This window comes from Slackia sp. (genome assembly GCF_977041755.1).
The window spans coordinates 1-2,333 of record NZ_CDRRGL010000204.1 but is presented as its reverse complement, the minus strand read 5'-3'; the positions used below and the strand labels follow the sequence as shown (position 1 = coordinate 2,333).

Here is a 2,333-nt window from a genome sequence, read left to right as displayed (position 1 = left end):
CGAGATGCGCGAGCGCTTGAGCAAGCTCGTGGGCCCAGGCGCGCGTGGCATGTGGGTGTCTACCTTCCATAGCATGTGCGTGCGCATTCTGCGCGTCGATTGCGAGAAGCTCGGTTTCGACAAGGGCTTCACCATCTACGACGACGACGATTCGAAGCGCCTCGTGAAGGACATCTACAGCGAGCTCGATTTGGATCCGAAGCGCTGGCCCATCAACAACATTCGCAATCGCATTTCATCCGCGAAAAACGAACTTATGACTCCGGGCGAATTCGCGAAAAGCGCCACGGGCGACCCTGGTGCGAAGGTCGCGGCGCGCGTGTACGAGAAGCTGCAGCAGCGCTTGAAGGCGGCCAACGCATTCGACTTCGACGATTTGCTGCTCTACACGCATTTGCTTCTGAAGAACCATGCCGACGTGCTCGAGGCGTACCAGAATCGCTTTCGCTATCTGCTCGTGGACGAGTATCAGGACACGAACAAGGCGCAGTACGAAATCACGAAGCTGCTCGCCGCGAAAAACCAGAACATCATGGTTGTAGGCGACGACGACCAGTCGATTTATAGCTGGCGTGGCGCCGACATTCGCAACATTCTGGAATTCGAGAGCGATTACCCAAATTGCAAAACGGTGAAGCTTGAGGAAAATTACCGCTCAACGGGCAACATCCTGAATGCGGCAAACGCCGTGGTGCGCCATAACCAGCATCGCAAAGACAAAACGCTGCGCACTTCCCAGCCCGATGGCGACAAGATTTACGTGTATGTGGCGTCGGACGAGCGCGACGAGGGCCGTTGGATTGCTGGCGAAATCGACAAGCGCCGATCTGAAGGCTTCTCGTATGATGAGATGGCGGTGTTCTACCGTACGAACGCTCAGTCGCGCTCGCTCGAAGACATGATGCTGCGCGCTGGCGTCCCCTACAAGATCGTCGGTGGCACGCGATTCTTCGATCGCGCCGAAATTCGCGACGTTATGGCATACCTCACGTTGCTCGTGAATCCCAACGACGATATTGCGGCCAAGCGCGTCATCAACACGCCGCGCCGAGGCATCGGCAAAACCACCATCGATTATATCGACCAGGCGGCAGCCATGACGAATATGCCGTTCATGCTGGCGGCTGAGCTGTGCGTGGCTGACGAGAACCTGCAGATGCGCGCCCGTACGGCGCTTGGCGGCTTCGTCTCGCTTGTCGAGGAGTGCCGCAGCTACGGCGGCGATTTGCGCAAAGTGATCGAGGCGGTTATCCAAAAATCGGGACTCATTGCCGCACTCGAAAACGAGAATACCGATGAGGCGCGCGGTCGCGTCGAGAACATCAAGGAATTCTTGTCTGTTGTCGAGGAATATGTGCAGTCGCACCAGAATTCCGAGGAAGAAGAGCCAGAGCTGCCTGAAGGCGAGAACCTCGCAGGCGTGCGCCAGCTTTCGCCCGATTCGCTGGCCGACTTTATCGAGTGGGTTCGCCTGCGCACCGATTTGGATTCCATGGCCGAAGACGATTCTGCCGTCACGCTTATGACGGTGCACGCGTCGAAAGGCTTGGAATTCGACGTGGTGTTCGTTGCGGGCATGGAAGAAACGCTGTTCCCGCACTCGAATTCCTCGCAAGACGAATCGGGCTTGGAGGAAGAGCGCCGTCTTGCCTATGTCGCCATTACGCGTGCGCGCAAGAAGCTGTATTTAACGTGCGCCCAGTCGCGCACGATTTTCGGCGATACGGTCGCGAACCCGATCTCTCGCTTCATTGGCGAGATTCCGGGCGAGCTTCGCCAGACCATCGGCCTTGGCTCTATGGGCTTTTCGGGCACGGGTTGGGAAAAGCGCGGCAGCCGTCGCGGCATTTCGGGCTCGGGTGTGGAAGCGGGCGGCGGTCGCGTGTTCGGCCAGTCGAGCGCGAACGTGTCGGTGCGCCGCAATTCTTCGACGGGCGGGCGCACGTTCGGGACTGGCAAGCCTGGCGGTGGGCAGTCGTTCTCTGATTTCACGGCAAGCCATGGCGGCGCTGCTCGCAAGAGCTCGAGCGCGTCGCATTCAACGCGCGCGGCGGGGTCGCTTGGTTCGAGTCGAGCGCGCGGCGGCAAGGTTCCCACGTATACGCCCGAAGGCGGTTGGGGCGGATCGGCCGCAGCCAGGGCGGCATCGGCTGGCAAGAAAGAGGCGGCGCACAATACGTTCGCGGCCGGCGATACTGTCGATCATAAAACGTTCGGTCGCGGCAAGGTGCTCAAGGTCGATGGCGACTCGCTCGTGATCAAATTCGCGCGCACGGGCCAGACGAAGACTTTGCTGAAAGACTACGCGCCCATCGTGAAAATCAACTAAGCCG

Annotated in this window: 1 protein-coding gene; it reads left to right on the top strand. The window is 59.4% G+C overall.

Features of this window, described 5'->3' with window-relative positions:
• Positions 1-2,329: ATP-dependent helicase (locus ACWI8T_RS09525; protein WP_449138773.1), on the top strand; the 2,329-nt coding region annotated here is incomplete at its 5' end.
• Positions 2,330-2,333 lie beyond the last annotated feature (4 nt).